Annotated in this window: 18 protein-coding genes; 13 read left to right on the top strand and 5 right to left on the bottom strand. The window is 37.2% G+C overall.

Annotated features, from left to right (window positions below; all coding sequences use genetic code 11):
• Nucleotides 1-397: 397 nt before the first annotated feature.
• The 8 genes from sufC to EDD72_RS11760 all read left to right on the top strand — a co-directional run bounded on the left by sufC (nt 398) and on the right by EDD72_RS11760 (nt 10,343).
• The gene (gene sufC, locus EDD72_RS11795) at nt 398-1,183 is read left to right on the top strand and encodes a Fe-S cluster assembly ATPase SufC (protein WP_132770581.1); all 786 of its coding nucleotides are present in this window, start codon (nt 398-400) and stop codon (nt 1,181-1,183) included.
• A gap of 20 nt (nt 1,184-1,203) precedes the next feature.
• Nucleotides 1,204-2,502, top strand: coding sequence for a Fe-S cluster assembly protein SufD (gene sufD, locus EDD72_RS11790; protein WP_132770579.1), 1,299 nt, complete (start codon nt 1,204-1,206; stop codon nt 2,500-2,502).
• On the top strand, nt 2,499-3,728 hold the full coding sequence (locus EDD72_RS11785) for a cysteine desulfurase (RefSeq protein WP_132770577.1): 1,230 nt from the start codon (nt 2,499-2,501) through the stop codon (nt 3,726-3,728). Before sufD ends, EDD72_RS11785 begins: the two co-directional genes overlap by 4 nt.
• Complete coding sequence (sufU, locus tag EDD72_RS11780) at nt 3,712-4,170, top strand: Fe-S cluster assembly sulfur transfer protein SufU (RefSeq protein ID WP_132770575.1); 459 nt, start codon at nt 3,712-3,714, stop codon at nt 4,168-4,170. The genes EDD72_RS11785 and sufU overlap by 17 nt, the downstream gene beginning before the upstream one ends.
• 16 nt (nt 4,171-4,186) lie before the next feature.
• The gene (gene sufB / locus EDD72_RS11775; RefSeq protein ID WP_132770573.1) at nt 4,187-5,587 is read left to right on the top strand and encodes a Fe-S cluster assembly protein SufB; all 1,401 of its coding nucleotides are present in this window, start codon (nt 4,187-4,189) and stop codon (nt 5,585-5,587) included.
• A gap of 204 nt (nt 5,588-5,791) precedes the next feature.
• Nucleotides 5,792-6,241 carry a MarR family winged helix-turn-helix transcriptional regulator gene (locus EDD72_RS11770; RefSeq protein ID WP_132770571.1) on the top strand — a complete coding sequence of 150 codons (450 nt, stop codon included), beginning with the start codon at nt 5,792-5,794 and terminating at the stop codon, nt 6,239-6,241.
• Nucleotides 6,242-6,249: 8 nt separating this feature from the next.
• On the top strand, nt 6,250-8,475 hold the full coding sequence (locus EDD72_RS11765; protein WP_132770569.1) for an ABC transporter ATP-binding protein: 2,226 nt from the start codon (nt 6,250-6,252) through the stop codon (nt 8,473-8,475).
• A gap of 20 nt (nt 8,476-8,495) precedes the next feature.
• A complete protein-coding gene (locus EDD72_RS11760) occupies nt 8,496-10,343 on the top strand; it encodes an ABC transporter ATP-binding protein (RefSeq protein WP_424565550.1) in 1,848 nt (615 codons plus the stop codon).
• 108 nt (nt 10,344-10,451) lie between these two features.
• Here EDD72_RS11760 and EDD72_RS11755 read toward each other — a convergent pair whose 3' ends face one another.
• Entirely contained in the window at nt 10,452-11,792 is a 1,341-nt protein-coding gene (locus EDD72_RS11755; RefSeq protein ID WP_165895084.1) for a chloride channel protein, read from the bottom strand.
• A gap of 883 nt (nt 11,793-12,675) precedes the next feature.
• Between EDD72_RS11755 and EDD72_RS11750 the strand changes: the two genes are divergently transcribed.
• Nucleotides 12,676-14,325 carry a glycerol-3-phosphate dehydrogenase/oxidase gene (locus EDD72_RS11750; protein ID WP_132770562.1) on the top strand — a complete coding sequence of 550 codons (1,650 nt, stop codon included), beginning with the start codon at nt 12,676-12,678 and terminating at the stop codon, nt 14,323-14,325.
• Between the two features lie 66 nt (nt 14,326-14,391).
• Here EDD72_RS11750 and EDD72_RS11745 read toward each other — a convergent pair whose 3' ends face one another.
• Complete coding sequence (locus EDD72_RS11745; protein ID WP_132770560.1) at nt 14,392-14,790, bottom strand: M67 family metallopeptidase; 399 nt, start codon at nt 14,788-14,790, stop codon at nt 14,392-14,394.
• Nucleotides 14,791-14,983: 193 nt separating this feature from the next.
• Here EDD72_RS11745 and EDD72_RS11740 point away from each other — a divergent pair, with 193 nt between their 5' ends.
• Nucleotides 14,984-16,432 (top strand): bifunctional metallophosphatase/5'-nucleotidase, encoded by a 1,449-nt coding sequence (locus EDD72_RS11740; RefSeq protein WP_165895083.1) that lies wholly within the window; start codon nt 14,984-14,986, stop codon nt 16,430-16,432.
• Between the two features lie 66 nt (nt 16,433-16,498).
• Here the strand turns inward: EDD72_RS11740 and EDD72_RS11735 are convergent, their stop codons facing one another.
• Both EDD72_RS11735 and EDD72_RS11730 read right to left on the bottom strand, forming a co-directional pair.
• Nucleotides 16,499-16,975 carry a QueT transporter family protein gene (locus EDD72_RS11735; protein ID WP_132770556.1) on the bottom strand — a complete coding sequence of 159 codons (477 nt, stop codon included), beginning with the start codon at nt 16,973-16,975 and terminating at the stop codon, nt 16,499-16,501.
• Between the two features lie 120 nt (nt 16,976-17,095).
• On the bottom strand, nt 17,096-17,320 hold the full coding sequence (locus EDD72_RS11730; protein ID WP_132770554.1) for a hypothetical protein: 225 nt from the start codon (nt 17,318-17,320) through the stop codon (nt 17,096-17,098).
• A 234-nt stretch (nt 17,321-17,554) separates the two neighbouring features.
• Here EDD72_RS11730 and EDD72_RS11725 point away from each other — a divergent pair, with 234 nt between their 5' ends.
• A complete protein-coding gene (locus tag EDD72_RS11725; RefSeq protein WP_132770552.1) occupies nt 17,555-17,815 on the top strand; it encodes a DUF6154 family protein in 261 nt (86 codons plus the stop codon).
• A gap of 183 nt (nt 17,816-17,998) precedes the next feature.
• Nucleotides 17,999-19,180: a DUF5667 domain-containing protein gene (locus tag EDD72_RS11720; RefSeq protein WP_132770550.1), complete on the top strand. Its 1,182-nt coding sequence runs from the start codon at nt 17,999-18,001 to the stop codon at nt 19,178-19,180.
• Between the two features lie 65 nt (nt 19,181-19,245).
• Here the strand turns inward: EDD72_RS11720 and thyX are convergent, their stop codons facing one another.
• The gene (gene thyX / locus EDD72_RS11715) at nt 19,246-20,040 is read right to left on the bottom strand and encodes an FAD-dependent thymidylate synthase (protein ID WP_132770548.1); all 795 of its coding nucleotides are present in this window, start codon (nt 20,038-20,040) and stop codon (nt 19,246-19,248) included.
• A gap of 129 nt (nt 20,041-20,169) precedes the next feature.
• On the opposite strand from thyX, the gene yunB reads away from it, so the two are divergent.
• Nucleotides 20,170-20,949 (top strand): sporulation protein YunB, encoded by a 780-nt coding sequence (gene yunB, locus EDD72_RS11710; RefSeq protein ID WP_165895082.1) that lies wholly within the window; start codon nt 20,170-20,172, stop codon nt 20,947-20,949.
• Nucleotides 20,950-21,164: the final 215 nt, after the last annotated feature.

Raw genomic sequence — 21,164 nt, 5'->3', positions numbered from 1 at the left:
AAACAGTAGTGCGGTAGCCTGTGCATAGCGTACAAAAATAGGATGCTGATATTATTAGTATTAAAGCTTGATCGAGAAAAACTTGACACAAACTATACCATGAAACACCTTGCGCAAATCGTAGTTTAGGGGTAAGATGAAAACGTGTACAAGCTAGTAAATCTAAAATAATATTTACACTATAAAGATAGTTTTTATATTGATTTAAATATGAATTTTTAATACAATGAGATAAGAGAATTGATCTATTTTTCTGGATATAATCTTGACTAATTTAGTAAGGATTATACAATGAAAAAAGACGAATGAATGATCATTTAGTCGTTTTGAAACACTAAGAATTAATTGCATCAGGTCATTAGAGTTTCATATATAAGAGATGATGGAGGAATGTGGAATGACACAGCCAAAATTAGTAATCGATAATCTTCATGTTTCAGTTGAGGGAAAAGAAATTTTAAAAGGTTTATCTCTTGAGATTAAAGGTGGGGAAGTCCATGCGATTATGGGACCAAACGGAACTGGGAAAAGTACATTAGCTTCTTCCTTAATGGGACATCCCAAATATACTGTGAATAGTGGGTCTGTAATGTTAAATGGAGAAGATGTTCTCGCGATGAAAACGGATGAAAGAGCTAGAAAAGGTCTTTTTTTGGCAATGCAATATCCAAGTGAAATTAGCGGTGTAACGAATACGGATTTTTTGCGAAGTGCGATTAATGCTCGACGTGGTGAAGGCAATGAAATCTCTTTAATTAAATTTGTTCGTGAAATGGAACAAAAAATGAAGATTCTTGAGATGGATGAATCCTTTGCACAACGTTATGTAAATGAAGGATTCTCTGGTGGAGAAAAGAAACGAAATGAAATTCTCCAAATGATGATGTTAAAACCACAAATTGCAATCCTTGATGAAATTGATTCTGGATTAGATATTGATGCATTACGAATTGTTGCAAATGGTGTAAATGAAATGAAAAGCCCTGAAATGGGGGTTCTTGTTATCACGCATTACCAGCGTCTTCTAAACTATATTAAACCAGATTTTGTTCATGTGATGATGCAAGGAAGAATTGTTCGTTCTGGTGGACCTGAACTAGCTGAAAAATTAGAAGCAGAGGGTTATGATTGGATTAAAGAAGAGCTGGGGATTGTAGACGAAACAGTTGGCCAAGAGGCTTAATCGGATAGGGGGATTCACAAATGACGGTAGAGATGAATGTAAGTTTTGATAAAGAACTAATCACCCAGCTATCCCAAAACAAACAAGAACCAAAATGGATGTTAGAATTTCGCTTAAAGGCATTAGAAGTTTATCATCAATTACCATTACCGCGTTTAGAAAAGACAAAATTAGATAAGTGGAATATTGATCAATTTATACCTTTTACTGATGAAACACTTGTTGGTATAGGCGATCTTTCGGAAGAGATTCAAAATATATTAGAAGCAAACACAGAAGATCGTAGTGTCTTGGTCCAAAAAAATTCTAAGTTTGTTTATAAACAATTATCAAAGAAATTAGCTGATAAAGGAGTAATCTATACTGACCTTGATACAGCTTTACAAGAATATCCAGAACTTGTCAAAAAATACTTCATGAAAAGTGTATCGTTTGATAAGAATAAACTCCTTGCTCTTCATACCGCTTTATGGAGTGGTGGAGTATTTCTTTATATTCCAAAACATGTTGAGGTTGAGTTTCCTGTTCAAGCGATTTATTTAGCTGCTGAGTCTGGCTTATTACCACATATCATCATCGTTGCAGAAGCATATAGTAGTGTAACTTACGTCGATCATTATTTCTCTGAAAACACCACACAAAACACGGTACATAACGGCGTGGTTGAGGTGTATGTTGGTGAAGGGGCAAAGGTAAGATTTGCAACGATTCATAACTTTGCAAACGGTGTTTATGATTACACTCACCGTCATGCAGACGTACAGCGAAATGGCCGAATCGAATGGGTAATCGGCGAAATGAATGAAGGAAATACGGTATCTAATAATATTAGTATTTTAAAAGAAGCTGGTGCGGAAGCTGATTCAAAATTAGTCTTTATTGGAACAGGTAATCAGAAAACCAATTTCACATCGAAGATCATTCATGAAGGGGAGCATACCAACAGTCAAATCCTTTCTCGTGGAGTTATGTTGGATGAATCAACCGGTATTTTTAACGGAATTACCCATATGAAAAAGGGTGCCATTAAGTCAAATGCGGAACAAGCAGAAAAGGTGCTCATGCTTAGTGAAGGAGCCCGCGGGGATGCCAATCCAATTTTACTGATTGATGAGAACGATGTGATGGCGAGTCATGCTGCAAGTGCTGGGCCTGTAAGTCGTGAAGATATTTACTACTTGATGTCACGTGGTATTCCTAAGGAAGAGGCAGAAAGATTAATTATTCATGGCTTCTTAACTCCTGTTGTTTCCTTAATTCCAATTGAGGGAATGCAGGAAAAATTAGAAAAAGTTATTGAAAGGAAATTAGGAAAATGATTGATAAATCGATCCGAAAAGAATTTCCCATTCTAGATCAAGAGGTTAACGGACATCCTCTCGTTTATTTGGATAGCGCGGCAACCGCCCAAAAACCATTAAAAGTGATTGAAACCCTTGATCATTATTATCGAAAAATGAATTCCAATGTCCATCGAGGAGTTCATACATTAGGTACCTATGCTACGGATGCATATGAAGGCGCAAGGGAAAAGGTTAGAGCGTTTATCAATGCTAAAAGTATCGAAGAGATTATCTTTACAAGGGGTACAACCACTTCGATTAACTTAGTTGCTCAGAGTTACGGAAGAAGTTTTCTAAAAGAAGGGGACGAAATTGTCCTTACCATGATGGAACACCATAGTAACCTGATCCCATGGCAACAAGTAGCGAAAGCAACAGGCGCAACATTAAAATACATCCCCCTTCAACCTGATGGCACAATAGATATTGAGGATATAAAAAAGACGATTACAGCAAATACCAAACTTGTTGCGATGACTCAAGTATCCAATGTATTAGGGACCATTAACCCAATTAAAGAAGTGGTAAAAATCGCTCATGCAGTTGGTGCAAAAGTAGTAGTGGATGGTGCCCAGAGTGTTCCACATATGAAAGTGGATGTTCAAGATCTAGATTGTGATTTTCTCGCTTTTTCGGGTCATAAAATGGGTGGACCAACGGGAATTGGTGTACTTTATGGCAAAAAAGAATTATTAGAGAAAATGGAGCCTGTCGAGTTTGGTGGCGAAATGATCGAGTTTGTTGAACTCTACGATTCAACGTGGAAAGAACTCCCTTGGAAGTTTGAGGGGGGGACTCCGATCATTGCTGGAGCGATTGGATTGGGAGCCGCGATTGACTTTATTCAATCGATTGGTCTTGATGAGATCGAAAAACATGAACATGAATTGATCGAATATGCGATGGAACGAGTTAAAACCATTAATGGATTTACGATGTATGGTCCGAAAACGAATCGCGGCGGATTAATCGCCTTTAATTTAGAAGGCGTTCATCCCCATGATGTGGCGACTGTCCTAGATACAGAGGGTATTGCTGTTCGAGCTGGCCATCATTGTGCACAACCCTTGATGAAATGGCTGGATGTGTCAGCTACAGCGAGGGCAAGTTTTTATTTATATAATACAAAAGAGGAAATCGATCGTTGGATCGAAGCATTAATAAAGACAAAGGGGTATTTTAGTCATGTCTTCACTAGATGATTTATATCGTAGGGTTATTATGGATCATTATCAAGCACCAAGGAATATGGGAGAGTTGGAAGATGCAGATGCAACCATTCAACTGAAAAATCCAACCTGTGGTGATCAAATTACCCTTCAAATGAAAGTGGAAGATGGAAAAATTAAAGATGCAAAATTCCGTGGCCAAGGATGTTCGATTAGTATGTCATCCGCATCGATGATGACAGAAGCAATTAAGGGGTTAAAAGTAGAAGAAGCTCTTGATTTAGCAGACCGTTTTTCTAAGATGATGCTTGGTGAAGATGTGAATACGGACGACTTTGAAGACATCGAAGCATTACAAGGAGTATGTAAATTTCCTGCAAGGATTAAGTGCGCAACATTAGCATGGAAAGCAATGGAAAAGGGAATTAAAGAACATCATTGTGATCATTGTGATGAAGACCATCATCACGAGTAAAAAGGAGGCTGATTAAATGTCAAAAAAAGCTCCAGAAATTAGTGAAGAATACCAATATGGGTTTCGAGATAAAGATGTTTCCATATTCAAAACAGGTAAAGGCTTATCCAGAGAAGTCGTTGAAGAGATCTCAAGAATCAAGGGTGAGCCTGAGTGGATGTTAGAATTCCGGTTGAAATCGCTTGAGAAATTTTTAGCCTTTCCTATGCCTTTATGGGGTGGGGATTTAAGCGAACTCAATTTTGATGATATTACGTACTATGTCAAACCATCAGAAAGAACAGAGAAATCATGGGATGAAGTACCAGAAGAAATCAAAAATACGTTTGATAAATTAGGAATTCCTGAAGCAGAACAAAAATGGTTAGCGGGGGTATCGGCTCAGTACGAATCTGAAGTCGTTTATCACAATATGCAAAAAGAGTTAGAGGAAAAAGGTGTTATTTTCATGGACACCGATTCTGCATTGAAACAATATCCTGAACTATTTAAAGAATATTTCGGAACTGTTATTCCACCTTCAGACAATAAATTTGCAGCTTTAAACAGTGCGGTTTGGTCTGGTGGAAGTTTTATCTATGTACCAAAAGGTGTAAAATTAGAAATCCCACTTCAAGCGTATTTCCGAATTAATACAGAAAAAATGGGTCAATTCGAGCGTACATTAATTATAGCTGATGAAGGTGCTTCTGTGCATTATGTTGAAGGTTGTACCGCACCTGTATACAGTACCGAATCCCTTCATAGTGCAGTGGTTGAGATCATTGCCAAAAAAGGGGCATATGTTCGTTATACGACCATTCAAAACTGGGCACCGAATATTTATAACTTGGTAACAAAACGTGCGGTTGCCGAAGAAGATGCAACGGTGGAATGGGTTGATGGGAATATCGGAAGTAAATTAACGATGAAATATCCCGCTGTGATTATGAAAGGGCCTAGAGCGAAAGCGATGATTTTATCCATTGCCATGGCAGGAAAGGGGCAACATCAAGATGCAGGAGCAAAGGTTATCCACCTTGCACCAGATTGTACTTCAACGATCGTATCCAAATCGATCAGTAAGCACGGTGGAAAAGCAACTTATCGAGGGTTAGCAAGTTTTGGGAAGAACTCGCAAGGATCGAAATCTAGCGTGAAGTGTGATACATTGATTCTTGATGAGTTGTCCACTTCTGACACCATTCCATATAACGAAGTGATGAACAACAATATTACATTAGAGCATGAAGCAACCGTCAGTAAGGTAAGTGAAGAACAATTATTCTACTTAATGAGCCGTGGGATCTCGGAAGAGGATGCAACCCAAATGATTATCATGGGATTCATTGAGCCATTTACAAAAGAACTCCCAATGGAATATGCCGTAGAAATGAACCGCCTGATCAAGTTTGAGATGGAAGGTTCGATTGGGTAATTGAATAATTAAGAGTAAGAAGACGATCTCTCAATTGGGGGGATCGTCTTTTTTAGTGTGATGTGGGGTTTTTTATTTTCTAATTCCTCTTTACACATATTGAGATTAGCATTACAATATATTTCGTATACAAAATATATCGATACGAAATTTTGTAAGGCGAAATATTTTAATAATACTAAAATAACCTGAAAGGAGCAGATTATGAAAGAACTAAATAAAGGCATGATGGTGGTGAAAGTTTTAAAGCAAATCATGGATTCTTTCAAGCAAAATATAGAGCAAGGTTTTAAGGAAATGAACGTAACAGGTCCACAGGGAATGTTGATGGGGATATTGGTTCATCACGGAAAAATGAAAATCAGTGATTTGAGTGAGCGAATGGGGTTATCGAATAGCACAGTATCTGGTATTGTGGATCGATTAGAAAAACAAGGTTATGTTGAAAGAACGAGAAGTGAAGAGGATCGACGAGTCGTTTATGTCAATGTAACATCTGAGTTTCGAAAACAGGTGCGAAAGCATTTTAGTGAAATTGAAAAAAAGTTCGAAACCATAATGAACGAAACCGCTTCAGAAGAAATTGATAAGATATTTGAAGGTTTAATCCTCCTGAAAGAATTAATGGAAAGACACCAACAGAAGAAGGAGTAGATTGGATTATGTTTAAATTGGCGAAACATCTAAAGCCTTTTACGGGGTTAATCATTGCGGCCATTGTTCTCCTTTTTGTTCAGGCGATGGCTGATCTTTCATTACCCGACTATATGTCCAATATTGTAAATAAAGGCATCCAGCAGGGTGGAATTGAAAATGCCGTACCAGAGGCGATACGGCAAAGCCAGATGAATAAGCTCACCATCTTTATGAAGGAAAACGAGAAGAACAAGGTGTTGAATCAGTATACCCTTATTGATCATTCAAGTTCAGATTATGATCAATACGTGGAAAAATATCCAACGTTGGCTAAGGAGCCTGTATATGTCTTAAAGAAAATCGATAAGACAGAAATAGATCAACTCAATCCGATCATGGGTAAAGCACTCCTAGCTGTGTCTGGTGTTGAGAAGATGAAAGCAGAGGCAAAGGATGGATTTATTGATTTCAATGGAAAGAAAATTCCAGCCAATACGGATCTCTTTGCTTTCTTTGCGAATTTGCCAGCAGATCAACGATTCAAAATAAGCCAGCAAATGAATGAGAAATTCACCGCATTAGGGGATAATATGATTATCCAAGCGGCTGCAAATTCAGTAAAAACTGAGTATGCCGCATTAGGAATGGACACAGATAAAATTCAAAACCGATATATTATCAACACGGGAATGGTCATGCTTCTCATCTCGTTAATCAGCGCTATTTCTATTGTACTTGTCGGCTTTCTATCATCAAAAACCGCAGCAGGATTGGCGAAAAATTTGCGCAGACTTGTCTTTGCAAAAGTTGAGAACTTTTCAAAAACGGAACTGGATCAGTTTTCTACGGCATCACTCATCACAAGAACTACGAATGATATTACACAAATCCAAATGTTGGTTGTCATGATGATCAGAATGGTGATTTATGCACCGATTTTAGGCATTGGAGGAGTCATTAAAGCGATAGACAAAAGTACGTCGATGTCTTGGATTATTGCCGTAGCCGTTATCGCACTTTTAATCTTAATCTCTGGAGTATTTATGGTTACTTTGCCAAAGTTCAAGGTCATCCAAAAACTAATCGATCGACTTAACTTAGTAATGCGAGAGAACTTGTCGGGGATGATGGTGATTCGGGCATTTAACACGCAGAAATTTGAAGAGAACCGATTTGATCAGGTGAATAAAGAACTGACAAATGTGAATCTATTTGTTAATCGTGTGATGGTAGTGATGTTCCCTACAATGATGTTGATCATGAATGGCATTGTATTGCTGATCGTTTGGGTTGGCGCTCATCAGATTGCCAATTCAAGCATGCAGGTAGGAGATATGATGGCATTCATGCAATATGCGATGCAAATCATCTTTGCCTTCTTAATGATGTCCTTTATGTTTATGATGATACCTAGAGCTTCCGTATCGGCACAGCGGATTGCTGAGGTTCTAGAAACTGAGCCTGAGATCAAAGATCCTGAGCGTCCAAAAAACTTTAAAGAAGAATTAAAAGGTGTCGTGGAGTTTAAAAATGTTTCTTTCCGATATCATGGAGCAGAGGAAGATATATTAAAAAATATCAGTTTCAAAGCTTTGCCAGGCCAAACCACTGCTATTATCGGGTCCACCGGTTCAGGAAAGACCACCTTGGTGAATTTAATTCTTCGTTTCTATGATGTGACAGATGGCCAGATCTTGGTTGATGGAGTAGATGTAAGAGAAACGACACAACATGCTCTTCGAGAAAAAATTGGCTATGTACCACAAAAAAGCTCTTTATTTAGTGGAACCATTGAATCGAACTTGAAATATGCCAATGAACATGCAACAGAGGAAGATATGCAGAAAGCGGCGGAAATAGCGCAAGCCATGGAGTTTATCACGGATAAACCAGAAGGATTTCAGACAGAGATCTCACAAGGTGGAACCAATGTATCGGGTGGACAGAAACAGAGACTGTCGATTGCTCGTGCTTTGATGAAAAAGCCTGAAATCTATATTTTTGATGATAGTTTCTCTGCTCTTGATTTCAAAACAGATGCGGCTTTAAGAAGGGCATTAAAAGATCAAACGAAGTCCAGTACGATTCTTATCGTCGCACAAAGAGTTTCGACAATTATGAATGCAGATCAGATCATTGTTCTTGATGAAGGCAGAATAGTTTGTAAAGGGACACACAGGGAGCTAATGGAGAATTGTGAAACCTATCAGGAGATTGCTTTGTCACAGCTCTCAAAGGAGGAATTAGCATGAGCGAGAATACGAACAAAATAATGGCAAAGAACTCTCGCAATGCCGGTAGACAGGTTGGTATGGGATTTGGTCCAAGAATGGGCGGTGAGAAAGCCCGTGATTTTAAAGGCACTATGAAAAAATTAGCTCAATATTTAAGTGAGTATAAGCTCTCTATCCTGACTGTTCTTATTTTTGCCATCGCAAGTGCCGGATTTTCAATCGTTGGTCCGAAAATTTTGGGGAAGGCAACGACGAAACTGTTCGAAGGGGTTATGGCCAAAATTGCGGGAACAGGAAATGTTGATTTTACTGCAATCGGGAAAATCATGATTACGCTTATTGGGTTATATTTATTAAGTTCCTTGTTTGGATATATTCAAGGATGGATCATGTCCGGTGTTTCGATGAAGGTAAGTTATCGTTTTAGGAAAGATATTTCGGAAAAGATCAACCGGATGCCGTTTCGTTATTTTGATAATACCAATCAAGGGGAAGTCCTTTCCCGTGTGACGAATGACGTAGATACACTAAGTCAAACATTGAATCAGAGTTTAGGTCAGATTATTACCTCTGTTACAACGGTTATCGGTGTTTTGATTATGATGTTTACGATCAGTTGGCAAATGACCTTGGTGGCTCTCGCCATCATTCCAATCTCGATGATTCTGATTTTAATGATTGTGAAGAATTCTCAGAAGTACTTTAAACAACAGCAAGACTATTTAGGAAATGTGAATGGCCATGTTGAGGAAATGTATGGTGGTCATCTTGTGATGAAGGCTTTTAATGGAGAAAAGAAAAGTATTGAGAAATTTGATGGATTAAACGATAAACTCTATGGATCTGCATGGAAGTCTCAATTTTTAACCAGTATTATGATGCCATTGATGAATTTCGTAGGGAATCTAGGCTATGTTGGTGTTAGTATTCTGGGGGGATATCTTGCAGCCAAAAGAACCATAGAGGTAGGGGATATCCAGGCGTTCATCCAATATGTACGTCAATTTACACAGCCCATTGCACAGATTGCCAACATTTCCAATATCCTTCAACAAACAGCGGCATCCGCAGAACGTGTTTTTGAATTCCTAGCAGAGGAGGAAGAAATACCAGAGACATCAGATCCTATAAAACTAGATCATGTTGAGGGTCATGTTGAATTTAGGAATGTACACTTTGGCTACAAACCTGATCAAATGATCATCCATAATTTTTCTGTCTCGATAAAACCAGGGCAAAAAGTGGCTATTGTTGGCCCAACGGGTGCAGGGAAAACAACAATTGTAAAACTACTGATGAGATTCTATGATGTAAATGAAGGAGCAATTCTGATTGATGGTCACGATATAAGGGAGTTTAGCCGTAACGATTTGCGATCCATGTTTGGTATGGTGCTTCAAGACACATGGGTTTACAATGCAAGTATCATGGAGAATATTCGCTATGGTCGGCTTGATGCGACAGATGAAGAAGTGATTGCTGCGGCAAAAGCTGCTTACGTAGATAGTTTCGTTCATACGTTGCCAAACGGGTATGATATGATTCTTAACGAGGAAGCGACAAATGTATCTCAAGGACAAAAACAACTGATTACGATTGCAAGAGCAATACTAGCTAATCCAAGGATTCTGATTCTTGACGAGGCTACAAGTTCAGTGGATACGCGTACAGAGATCAGAATTCAAAAAGCGATGAATAACCTAATGAGAAATCGTACCAGCTTTATTATTGCACACCGATTATCAACAATTCGTGATGCAGATTTGATTCTTGTGATGAACCAGGGGAATATTGTTGAACAGGGGACTCATGAGGAGCTACTGAGAAAAGGCGGGTTTTATGCGAAACTATACACTAGCCAATTTGAGGTTGTTACTGCAAGTTAAATATGTTACAACATAAAAATTGACCCCACAAATGTGGGGTCAAATCCGTCTAGTCAATTTCTTTGATCTTTTTTATGGTACCAGCGCGAATATAATCTAATAGTTTCTCTAATGATCATTCCTGAAAAATTTCAAGAATAGATGTGGTTTATTGCTTAATTTCAATTCATGAATTTGCCGAAGTTCACAGTTAATATCACAATGGATGGATGGGGTTTTTGAAAAGGTAAGAATTTGGCTTGGATATACACTGTGATGGCCAACAATTAAATAGCTGACTACACTGGCAATAGAAGCATAAGTAGCTGTTTGAACTCCAAAAAGCTCCATCGACATGGTAATGGCAGCTAAGGGGGTATTGGCACTTGCTGCTAACAAGGCAACCATTCCTATCCCTGAATACATCGCGATATTCCCTCCGACAAGCTGAGCCCAAACATTACCCAATGTAGAACCTATAAAGAAGACAGGTGTCAAAATTCCTCCACTTCCACCCGTACTTAAGGTAATAGAAGTCGTAAAAATTTTTCCTAGAAAGGATAATCCCGTCAATTCATCCCCATGTATAGCTCGATCAATCACATCAGTCCCTAATCCAAGATAGTCAGTACTTTTTGTGACCCAGACAACAAAAATGAGTATAATACCCCCAATGAAACCTTTTAATGGTTTATAAATCTGCACTTTCTCTTTAAATAGATTTTCAAAGAAAGTCAAGGTCTTAATGAAAAATAATGCAACGATTCCAACAACAATTCCAAAAACCACCATATAAATAAACATGTGAAAATCGTTCTGACTCCCAACATCAATAGAGTATCGAAAATGGGAAATGCCAAAATAACGATTGATAAAAAAACTAATATATGATGCAAAGAGAGCTGGAAGTAATACACGATAAGAAAAGCGTCCAACATATAAGACTTCGGCTGCAAATATAGCTCCTGCAATCGGTGTGCCAAACACACCTGCAAAACCGGCACTGATTCCACAAATGACAAACCGACGATAATCATCCTGATTTAATTTTAATAAATTGGCAAAGAAAGATGCCGTCCCTGCGCCTATTTGGGCACTTGGGCCTTCCTTGCCTGCGGAACCTCCAAAAGAAAGGGTAATAATGGTAGCTAATGTTTTTATGGGAATAACTTTTAAATTAATCTTTCCATTCCTTTTATGAACGGATTCAATCACTTTTTCTGTACCATGACCTTCTGCTTCTGGCGCAAATTTGATCACTAGCCAACTACTTATAAATAGTGCAAACGGTAAAAATAGATAATAAGAAGACCAAGAAGAAGTTATTTTTATACCATAGGAAAGAAGATTCAAAAATAGAGATGTGGTTCCTCCAGCTACAATCCCTGCAAAAGAAGATAATAGAATCCATTTCAATGTACTTGCTAAGAGTACGGATTCCTCCACAAAGTCCCTATTCAGCTGTTTCAATTTTATCGCCTCCATGTTTCATGGTAGCACTTTAACGTCACTGGTGCAATTACATCTAAATTCTTATTGCTTTAATTTTATGATACTGTGGCTGGTAATATTTATAATTTTATGGCGGATAAAAGGGAATATCGTCATTATATCGAATGTTATGAATAAACCTTTATTGATATGAATTATGAAGGAGAGAAGGGAATAGTTTGAGAAATAACCTTCAGGTAATCAAAAAGAACGGATTAATATCAATTGTTCTTTCTCTATTATTAAGTTTAATAATTATGGCGATCGGATCTTTTTTTGACTGGGAGGCTTCAAACTATGTTAATATGTTTTTTTATGTGGGATTAATTCTTATTTGGATTGGCGTATTTAATTTTTTAGGAGGGTATTATATAACAAGGTCGAGTAACAATCCCCGCGAGTCTGTAATAGGCTTTTTTAATTTAAAAAAACAATTGAAAATTAAAGATGAAGAAGTTAGCGCTGATTACCATGTTGGTAGTATTCTATTGATAAATGGTGTAATTCTATTAATCATTAGTTATATTTTAGTGTGAGTTGGACAAGATTACAAATTATGGATCTATATGTATCCGAACGATGAAGTCTATACATGAATCTCTATTAAGAGCAAATATTAGATTGAGCTCTTGGAAAGGAATGTTTGATCAATAAATAACGCAAAGTAAAAGCAAGAATGGAGAAATTCAAAGAAGATAGGGATTGAAAAATAGATTAAATAGTTTTATACTATGAATATAGTTAAAAACTAATATCTTGGTCGGAGTAGAGGAGAGACCGTGACAAAAATTAGAAGATTGTTTTCTTCTAGTTTTATTGTCGCGGTCTTTTTTCTTCGTGGAAAACTAAGGAGGAGTGTACGATGAGTTTTTCAGCAAAGAGTAGAAATGAGTACCTTGAAAATATGGCTCAAACGGAATTAGACTTGTTAGTGATTGGTGGCGGGATAACAGGTGCTGGTATTGCATTAGATAGTGTTTTACGCAATATGAAAGTGGGCCTTGTAGAAATGCAGGATTTTGCTGCAGGCACATCGAGTCGTTCTACGAAATTAATTCATGGTGGGCTTCGCTATTTAAAACAATTAGAAGTCCATATTGTTGCAGAAGTCGGAAAAGAGAGGGCCATCTTGTATGAGAATGCACCCCATGTCACGACACCTGAATGGATGATCCTCCCTTTCTACAAAGGTGGAACATTTGGCAAGTTCTTCACTTCTATTGGCCTTCGATTGTATGATTTTTTAGCAGGTGTTAAAAAATCTGAACGAAGATATATGTTGGATCAAACACAAACATTACAGAAAGAACCATTGTTAAAAAAAGATGGGTTGATTGGTAGTGGTGTATATGTTGAATATCGCACAGATGATGCTCGGTTAACCATGGAAGTAATCAAAGAGGCTGCTAATCATGGAGCATTGGTGTCTAACTTTGCGAAAGTAGAGGAATTTTTGTACCAGGGAAATAAGGTGATTGGTGTATTAGTAAGGGATCTGATTACGAATAAAACATATGAAATTCGTGCAAAAAAGATTGTGAATGCGACAGGTCCTTGGGCAGATACACTTCGAGAAAAAGATCATTCAAAAAAGGGAAAGCATTTGCTTTTAACAAAAGGGGTTCATTTAGTCTTTGATCAAAGTCGCTTCCCACTTCATCATGCGATTTACTTCGATACTCCTGACAAGAGAATGGTCTTTGCAATTCCTCGTGAAGGTAAGACGTATCTAGGTACAACAGATACGGTATATGAAGGAGATATTCAAAAGCCGAGAATGACAGATGAGGATCAAACTTATTTACTTAATGCGGCGAATTCGATGTTCCCTCAACTAAAATTAACAAAGAAAGATATTGAATCAGGTTGGACTGGACTTCGACCATTGATTTATGAGGAAGGAAAATCTCCTTCAGAGGTTTCTCGCAAAGATGAGATCTTTGTATCCCTGTCTGGACTTATTACCATTGCCGGTGGTAAGTTAACTGGTTATCGGAAGATGGCGGAAAAAGTGGTTGATTTAGTCATGAAACAATTAGAAGGAAAAGTTTTCTTCCCATCTCAAACTAGGAATAAAACTTTATCTGGTGGAGAAGTAGGTGGTTCGAAAGGATTTGTTAAGTTCAAACAGGATAAGATCAAAGTAGGAATGCAACTAGGATTAACAGAAGAAGAGGCAAACCGACTAGTGAGTCGATATGGTTCTAATATTGACCAGGTTTACTCGATAATCCGTGATCGTGAAGAAGAAGGAAATCGTTATGGTCTATCAAAAGAAGTGTTTGGATCTCTGATTTATGGTTTAGAAAATGAGATGGTTCTTACACCAATCGACTTTTTCATGAGAAGAACGGGATCAATCCTGTTCAATCGTGATTGGGCAGTGAAATGGAAAGATCCTGTAGTAAATTTTATGTCCGATTATTTTGGTTGGACTCAAGAAGAGAAACAACGTTATATCGATGAACTTGAAACGGAAATAAAGTATAGTGTAGAAACAGTTAACCAGTAGGTTGAATTTAAACCACGATTTTTCTGGTATTCTTCAGAAAGTTAGTCTTTGTTCAAATGACGGTATTTAATTGAAAGTACTATATGGGATTTCCCTTACTTCTCCCTTGATAATAGTATAGGCTTTCAGCTGATCGTCTAAAAGCGAATAAATCCAATAACTTAATTCAGGATAAAACCAATTATGAACGTCGATGGAAGAAGGATAGGCCTTTGATATTGGATGAGAATGGATTACACCAATCCATTCTTTTTTTTCGACTTCTATTCGATGAAAGGCTTTGATAATCGTACTTGGCTCAAATTCAAATTCATGGATCGGGTTTGAGCTCTGATTAGGGATAGGAATAAATTCATTAATTTGTTGATCATCCAAGCTAGACACAAGAATTCCACAAGCCTCATTCGGATACTGCTCTTTTGCGTATTGAATAAACTGATCGATCACAGATTGAAAAATTATCATTATCCCTATTCTCCTTAGAGAAAAGTCATCCAATTTGTGTTAAAATCAAACAAAGATAAGTTTGTTATTCGAATGATCACTTTCGTTATATTCTTAAATTTGTTTATACCATTAATGGTGTGGACAAAGCAATCTTTAGCATAAAGAAGTATGGTAGGGAAGGAATTTCTTAAGCATACAAGGAGTTGGAATGATGACTCAACGAATCCATATCATTCATATGAATGATCTTCATAGTCGGTTTGAAAACATGCCCAAAATTGCGACCTATGTGAAACAAGTCAAAGAAATGGCAAGAAAAAAAAATGAACCGGTTATTGTGGTTGATCTTGGTGATCATATGGATCGAATGCGTTATGAAACAGAAGGAACCTATGGCAAAGTCAACGTTGAAATTCTGAATGAAACGGGAGTTCAGTTTGCAACGATCGGAAATAATGAAGGATTAACCTTTACAAAAGAAATGTTAAAAAATGCATATGAAGAACGGAAATTTAAAATATTAACTTGTAATCTAAAAGATATACATACTGGATTAGTTCCCAAATGGGCGCTTCCATATACGATAGAAAAAATTGGTGATTTAACAATTGGATGGATTGGTGCTACGGCACCTTATGAAACATTTTATCGCTTACAAAAATGGACCGTAGAGGATCCACTCCCAATTATTCAAAAGATTGTTGATGCGATAAAATCAAAGGTGGATCTGATCATCTTACTTTCCCACTTAGGGATTAAAGCTGATGAACAGATTGCCGAAGTGATTCCCGATATTCATCTCATCTTAGGAGGGCATACCCATCGTTTTTTTGAAAATGGGTTATGGAAGGGAGATTCTACATTAATTTGTCAGGTTGGCATTTTTGGTCAAGCAATAGGTCATGTCACAATAGAATATGAAGAACGAAATTCTAATAAGTGGATGAAAATGGAGGAACAAACAATACAAATCAATGAATTTCCAGACGATCCAGCCATTTTGTCTTTACTCGAGAAAAATCGAAAAACAGCTTTAAGAGAATTGGAGCATACCATCACTTACTTAGATCGACCACTTCCTGTTTCTTTAGAAAGTGAATCACCATTAGGAAACCTCTTGGCTGATGGTGTAAAAAGGTGGGTAGATGCTGAGATTGGAATTGTGAATACCGGACAATTATTGGAAGGTCTTCGATCTGGAAAGGTTACAAAGAAAAGAATTCATGAAATTTGTCCTTCACCGATTAATGCATGCAAGTTAAACTTAAATGGAAAACAAATCAAGATTCTTTTAGAGGAAGCTTTATTACCTGAAAAGGTTCATTACCCGTTAAAAGGTTATGGTTTTCGTGGAAAGGAATTAGGAACCTTGTCCGTCTCAGGCCTTTTGATTCAGTATGATCCTATGAGTGAAGATTATCATAAAATCGTTCGTATCACTTTTAACGGAGAGGAACTGATGGATGAAAAGGAATATACCATTGGTACTTTAGATATGTTTACCTTTGGCGGGGGTTATACGACGATTAAAGAATCGATTGAGGATGAGAAGGAAGTTCAATATTTTTTACCCGAGTTTATTCGGGATATTCTTGCGGTACAGTTACAAAATCAGACATGGATTGAACAAACTTTTGAACAAAGATGGATTCAAGTATAGATAAAAAGGATGCCAACACTTTTAACCTATACAACATAAAGCCCCACTTTCTCTTGGTGGGGAGAGTTAATCTATTTTAAATAAGTGTTTTCTTTTTTCCAGAGCAAATAATAACGGCATTCCAAGCAAGTAGGTTACGCCCAATTCCCCTAATCCAACCCATAACATTGCAATAGGAATCAACGAGACTTTTCCTTCAAGAAGGCCAATCTCTGTTCCAATAATTACTGCATTCACGAGAATCGCAGGAATCGGTACAAGCCATTTATTTTTGATTCGATAAGTCCAAATGGCTGCGATGAATGTTGCGGCTGATCCGACGATCACATCAACCATTCCCAAAGAACTAAAGAAGTTCGCGATAATGACTCCTATCGTTAAACCAGGAATCGCAAGTGGGGTGAAATAAGGTAGGACCGTTAAGGCTTCGGATACTCGAAACTGAATCATGCCGTAAGATAAGGGGGCAACCGCTAGAGTTAAAGCGGCATAAAGAGCAGCAATGACGGCAATAATGGTAATCGTACGAACATTTAGTTTCATACTTTTTCCTCCCAATTTTTTTTATACAGGGGTGTTGGCACCCTGTAATTCAATATCATAGTATAGTTGAAACAAAAATACAAGATGATTCTTAAGCAATCTGCCCCCATCATATCTCATTTAATCCCTTACAGAAAATGTACCAATAACTTCTCCATTTTCATATAGTTTTAAAAGATTTCGATAAACGATAAGATTGTTGTTTTTCATAAATTGATCAAATTCTTCATCTGATACGGTTCCAACGTAATCATTGGTTTCATGTACAAAATGGCTTTTTCCAACGTCCAATCCATCAAAAAACAAGCTATTCATATATTCATCTTTAATGCGAATCGTAAACATTGTTTACATAGCACCTCCATAGTTTTAGAGTAAAAAAATTTCACATTTTTATACCTTTTTTTTGCCTCAAGCAAAGTGTGAATAAAGTATTCACATAGGCCGATATTAGGTGTTTTTTGCTTTGAAAAAAGCTATAATAAAACTAATTCAAAATGTATTGTATCATTGTCATATCCAAAAAAGAGAGTTTTTTATACTTAGGATTAGCTTTAGCAGAAAAGGGAGTGTACCAACATGAGATTTGTCAATGAACTTTATCAAATGTACCGCAATCATTTAACAGGGGACGAAGAGGACGCTGTGGCCCTCGTTTTACATATATTGCAGGAACATTCAAAAGAAGATATCTTAAAGATGATACAGGAAATGGAAGAAGATGAAATATTGCAGATGTTTGCCATGTACCTGATTGAATCATTAAAATTTAAGATGGCCCAAGAAGGAGTAGGGGATCAAGGTTTCAAACCCCAACCCTCACCTAACCGCTACCATTAAACAATGGTAGTTTTTTGTTATGAAAATCTAGTCTATATGAAATAGAACTTTTTATTTATTTAGCTAATAAAAATCATCAGTTATAGTTCTTTCTAACCAAAATTTAATCCCACCCCCAAAACATTCTTTATGCTCCCGAAAGTTATAGTATCAAAAAAAGAAAACCTTGAAAGGAGAAAGAATATGAAAAAACAAATCGCAAGTATCGCATTAGCATCTGCTTTAATTTTTTCAGGGGTATCTCAGGTATTTGCTGAGACACCTGGGACACAAACAACAGTGGAATCCAACACGGACACACAAGTATCAACGGATTCTACGACAACACCAACACAATCAACAACAACAGACTCAACAACTGTAAACACCACAGATACAACTCTTCAAGTAGATGCAGGGCTAACACCTGAAGATTTTACATACTTCTTAGATAAGTTGTTCGAGAACATTCAATTAACTTTCACATTTGACCCTGAAGCAAAAGCACAAATTTATGCTGAGATCTCAGCAGAACGCTTAGCGGAGTTAAAAGCATTAAATCCCGAAACTCAAAGTAAATTTGTAAATGAATTATTAGCTTCCTATGAAGAGGCATTGACAAAAGCCGGGGAACAGGTGGAGGAGGCCAAGGCAGAAGGTACTGAAATTGCAGAAGAAACAACAAATGTGATGGATCAGGTAGCAACAGAAGGAGAAGCAACTGTAGACGAAGTTGCAGATCAACTAGAGGATGAGCAGAAGGAAGCATTAGAAGAAACCATCACCAATGTAAAAATCACTGCTGCTGTGGTTCGTGATATTGATCCAAAAGTTGTTCAATCTCTTCGTGATCAAGGAATCGGTTATGGAAAGATTGCTTTAACAGTCTCTATTTCTAATCTTTCAGGAAAATCGGTAGAAGAAGTTACTGAACTATTAAAGAAAAACGGGATTGGTAAAGTAGCCAAAGAACTAGGTATTCATCCTGGAAAACTAAAAAATGCAAAGTTGACGATCTCCATTGAAAATAATGAAGATAAAAGTACAACTGATTCAAATGAAGAAGCAAACGTAGAAAATCAAACAAGAGAAACGGTTCAAACCCAAGATGATAATCAAGATAATCAAGAACAATCTGTTACACAAGCAATAAGTGCAAAAACCCCCGTAAAAGAAAAAGTTGTAAATCATATCAAACGTGAAGTCCAAACTGAAGTAAAAGAGAAGGCACAAGAAAATGCAGAAGTTAAAGTAGAAGAAAATAAGAATGAAAAGAAAAATGACAAAAAAGAAGAAGTAAAAGAAAAGATAGAGGAAAAAGTGAAAGAGAAAAAAGAAAAAAGAGAACATGATGACGAAGAAAATGAAGTTGATCAATCTCTCTAAAACAGAATACACCTCGCAAAAAATCCTCTCCTAAAATGGAGAGGATTTTTCAATATCATCTTAAATTACAACTTCGTTTCCACAGGAACTTGACTCCGCTTTAATTTCTTCTCATAAGCGACTGCACGTCTTGTTACAGGATCAAGTTCGATCAATCCACAAGTTTTCGCTTCCCCGCATCCTTGTTTCATGAAACAAGGCATATTCAAATCCCCAAACAACCGAGGAGCTTTTTCTACTAACTGATTGACAATGGAACGATATAATAAACGGATTTCTTCTTGAGCACGCAAACATAGCCGTTTCATGGTGTGATGTCGCCAACCCACCGCATTTCGCGAATCCACATACATTGTTGCAATTCCTAATGGCAACAATGCTCTTGCTCTTTCATTTTCCATAATTTCCTCATCTGTATAATGGCCATATAACTCAAAGGCTTTTTCATGATGGTAGATCCACTGGTTTAATTCTTCTTCTCGGCCAGGTTTCTTTAATTCTGGCGGGATATAATATTCGAATCCTCCATCTTTTAAGCGAACATAGCGCAAACTTCTTTCGTCAAATGATGCATGTCTCGCTCTCATATCTTGTCTAGCAACAAAGATCGGAACTTTTTTTACGAAACTAAAAATATTGTGTTCCAAGACAGTATTATGACCACTATCGCGACAATGATTCACAATGCCTAATCGAGGTTCGCTTTCGTAACAAAGAGACCCTGCTTCGGCTGCAAACCGATCGGCATCTTCTGTCCATTGAACTAACTTAGCTGAATTAAGAGGTAGCGCTTTTGCTAATTCCACTAATGTGGGGTACTCTTTTCCTTGATATGTAAAATCGATTGCCAATTCGATCACCTTCCTATCCTTCTCATTTTAGCAAAGACTTTAAAGGTTGGGTATAAATAAGAATCAGTTTTTTTTATCCAAGTGTTCAGATGTCGTCCTAGATCGAATATGTATGTTAAAAGAGAGGAGGATGGGAAAATGCCTCGTTGGGGAAAAAGAAGAAGATTTACGATTCCAAAACTAAATATTCGACTTCAAAAGAAAAATATAATCTTTTTCACAATCATTATTTTTTTGGGATTGATGGTTCAAACCTTTTTTTATATAGAAAACCAACTTCGACCCATTCTAATGCAAATTGCCCAAGCAAGAGTAAAACAGATTGCGAATAAAGCAGTCAATGATGCAATCACAAAAAAAATTGCCCAGAATACCAATTTCAAAGATTTAATTCAATTTGAGATGGACGATCAGGGAAAAATCAGAGCAGCACTTTTTAATTATAGTGAGTTTGCCCGAATTGTAGGAGAAACGACGGCCCGTGTTGAAGATACATTAAGTAATCTCGATAAAATTGTTGAACCGATTAAGTTAGGAGCAGCATTTGATAATGAAATTATCGCCGATATGGGACCGTCTATTCCGATAACGATCATACCAATTGGTCACGCAGAAGTAACACCAAAAACGACTTATCAAAATGCAGGAATTAACGTTGTGGTCATGACAGTTGTCATAGAGATAAAAGCAGAAGTAGAAGTTGTAATCCCTTTTTCTCAAGCACCGTATACGATTACGTCTGAAGTACCGATTGCGCAAACACAGATTTTTGGCGATGTTCCTCAATTTTATTACGATAATAGTGGTAATTATATCGGTACGGACCCAAATAAAGTACAAAACGTTCCACCGATTCAAGTCATCCCAGAAACACCAACGATTCCGAATAATAGTACTGGTGGGCAGAAACAGGAATGAAGAGCAAATTCTAGTTAAACTTAATGTTTGGATAGGATTTGTCCTTTTTAAGAAGAGTATTTCATTTGATAGTCCATTCCTAAAAAATGATATGCGTAAAATATTTCTCGAGGAGATTGGTAGAAAATACTAGCAAAAAAAGAGAAGGCGTTCTATCATAAATGTATGCTTTAGCGGGCAAATACATTTAGAAAAGAGGCCTTCTCATGGATACA

Source organism: Tepidibacillus fermentans (assembly GCF_004342885.1).
Taxonomy (GTDB): Bacteria; Bacillota; Bacilli; order Tepidibacillales; family Tepidibacillaceae; genus Tepidibacillus; species Tepidibacillus fermentans.
Note: the sequence above shows the minus strand (reverse complement) of the source record. Positions and strands in the feature narration are given on the sequence as shown.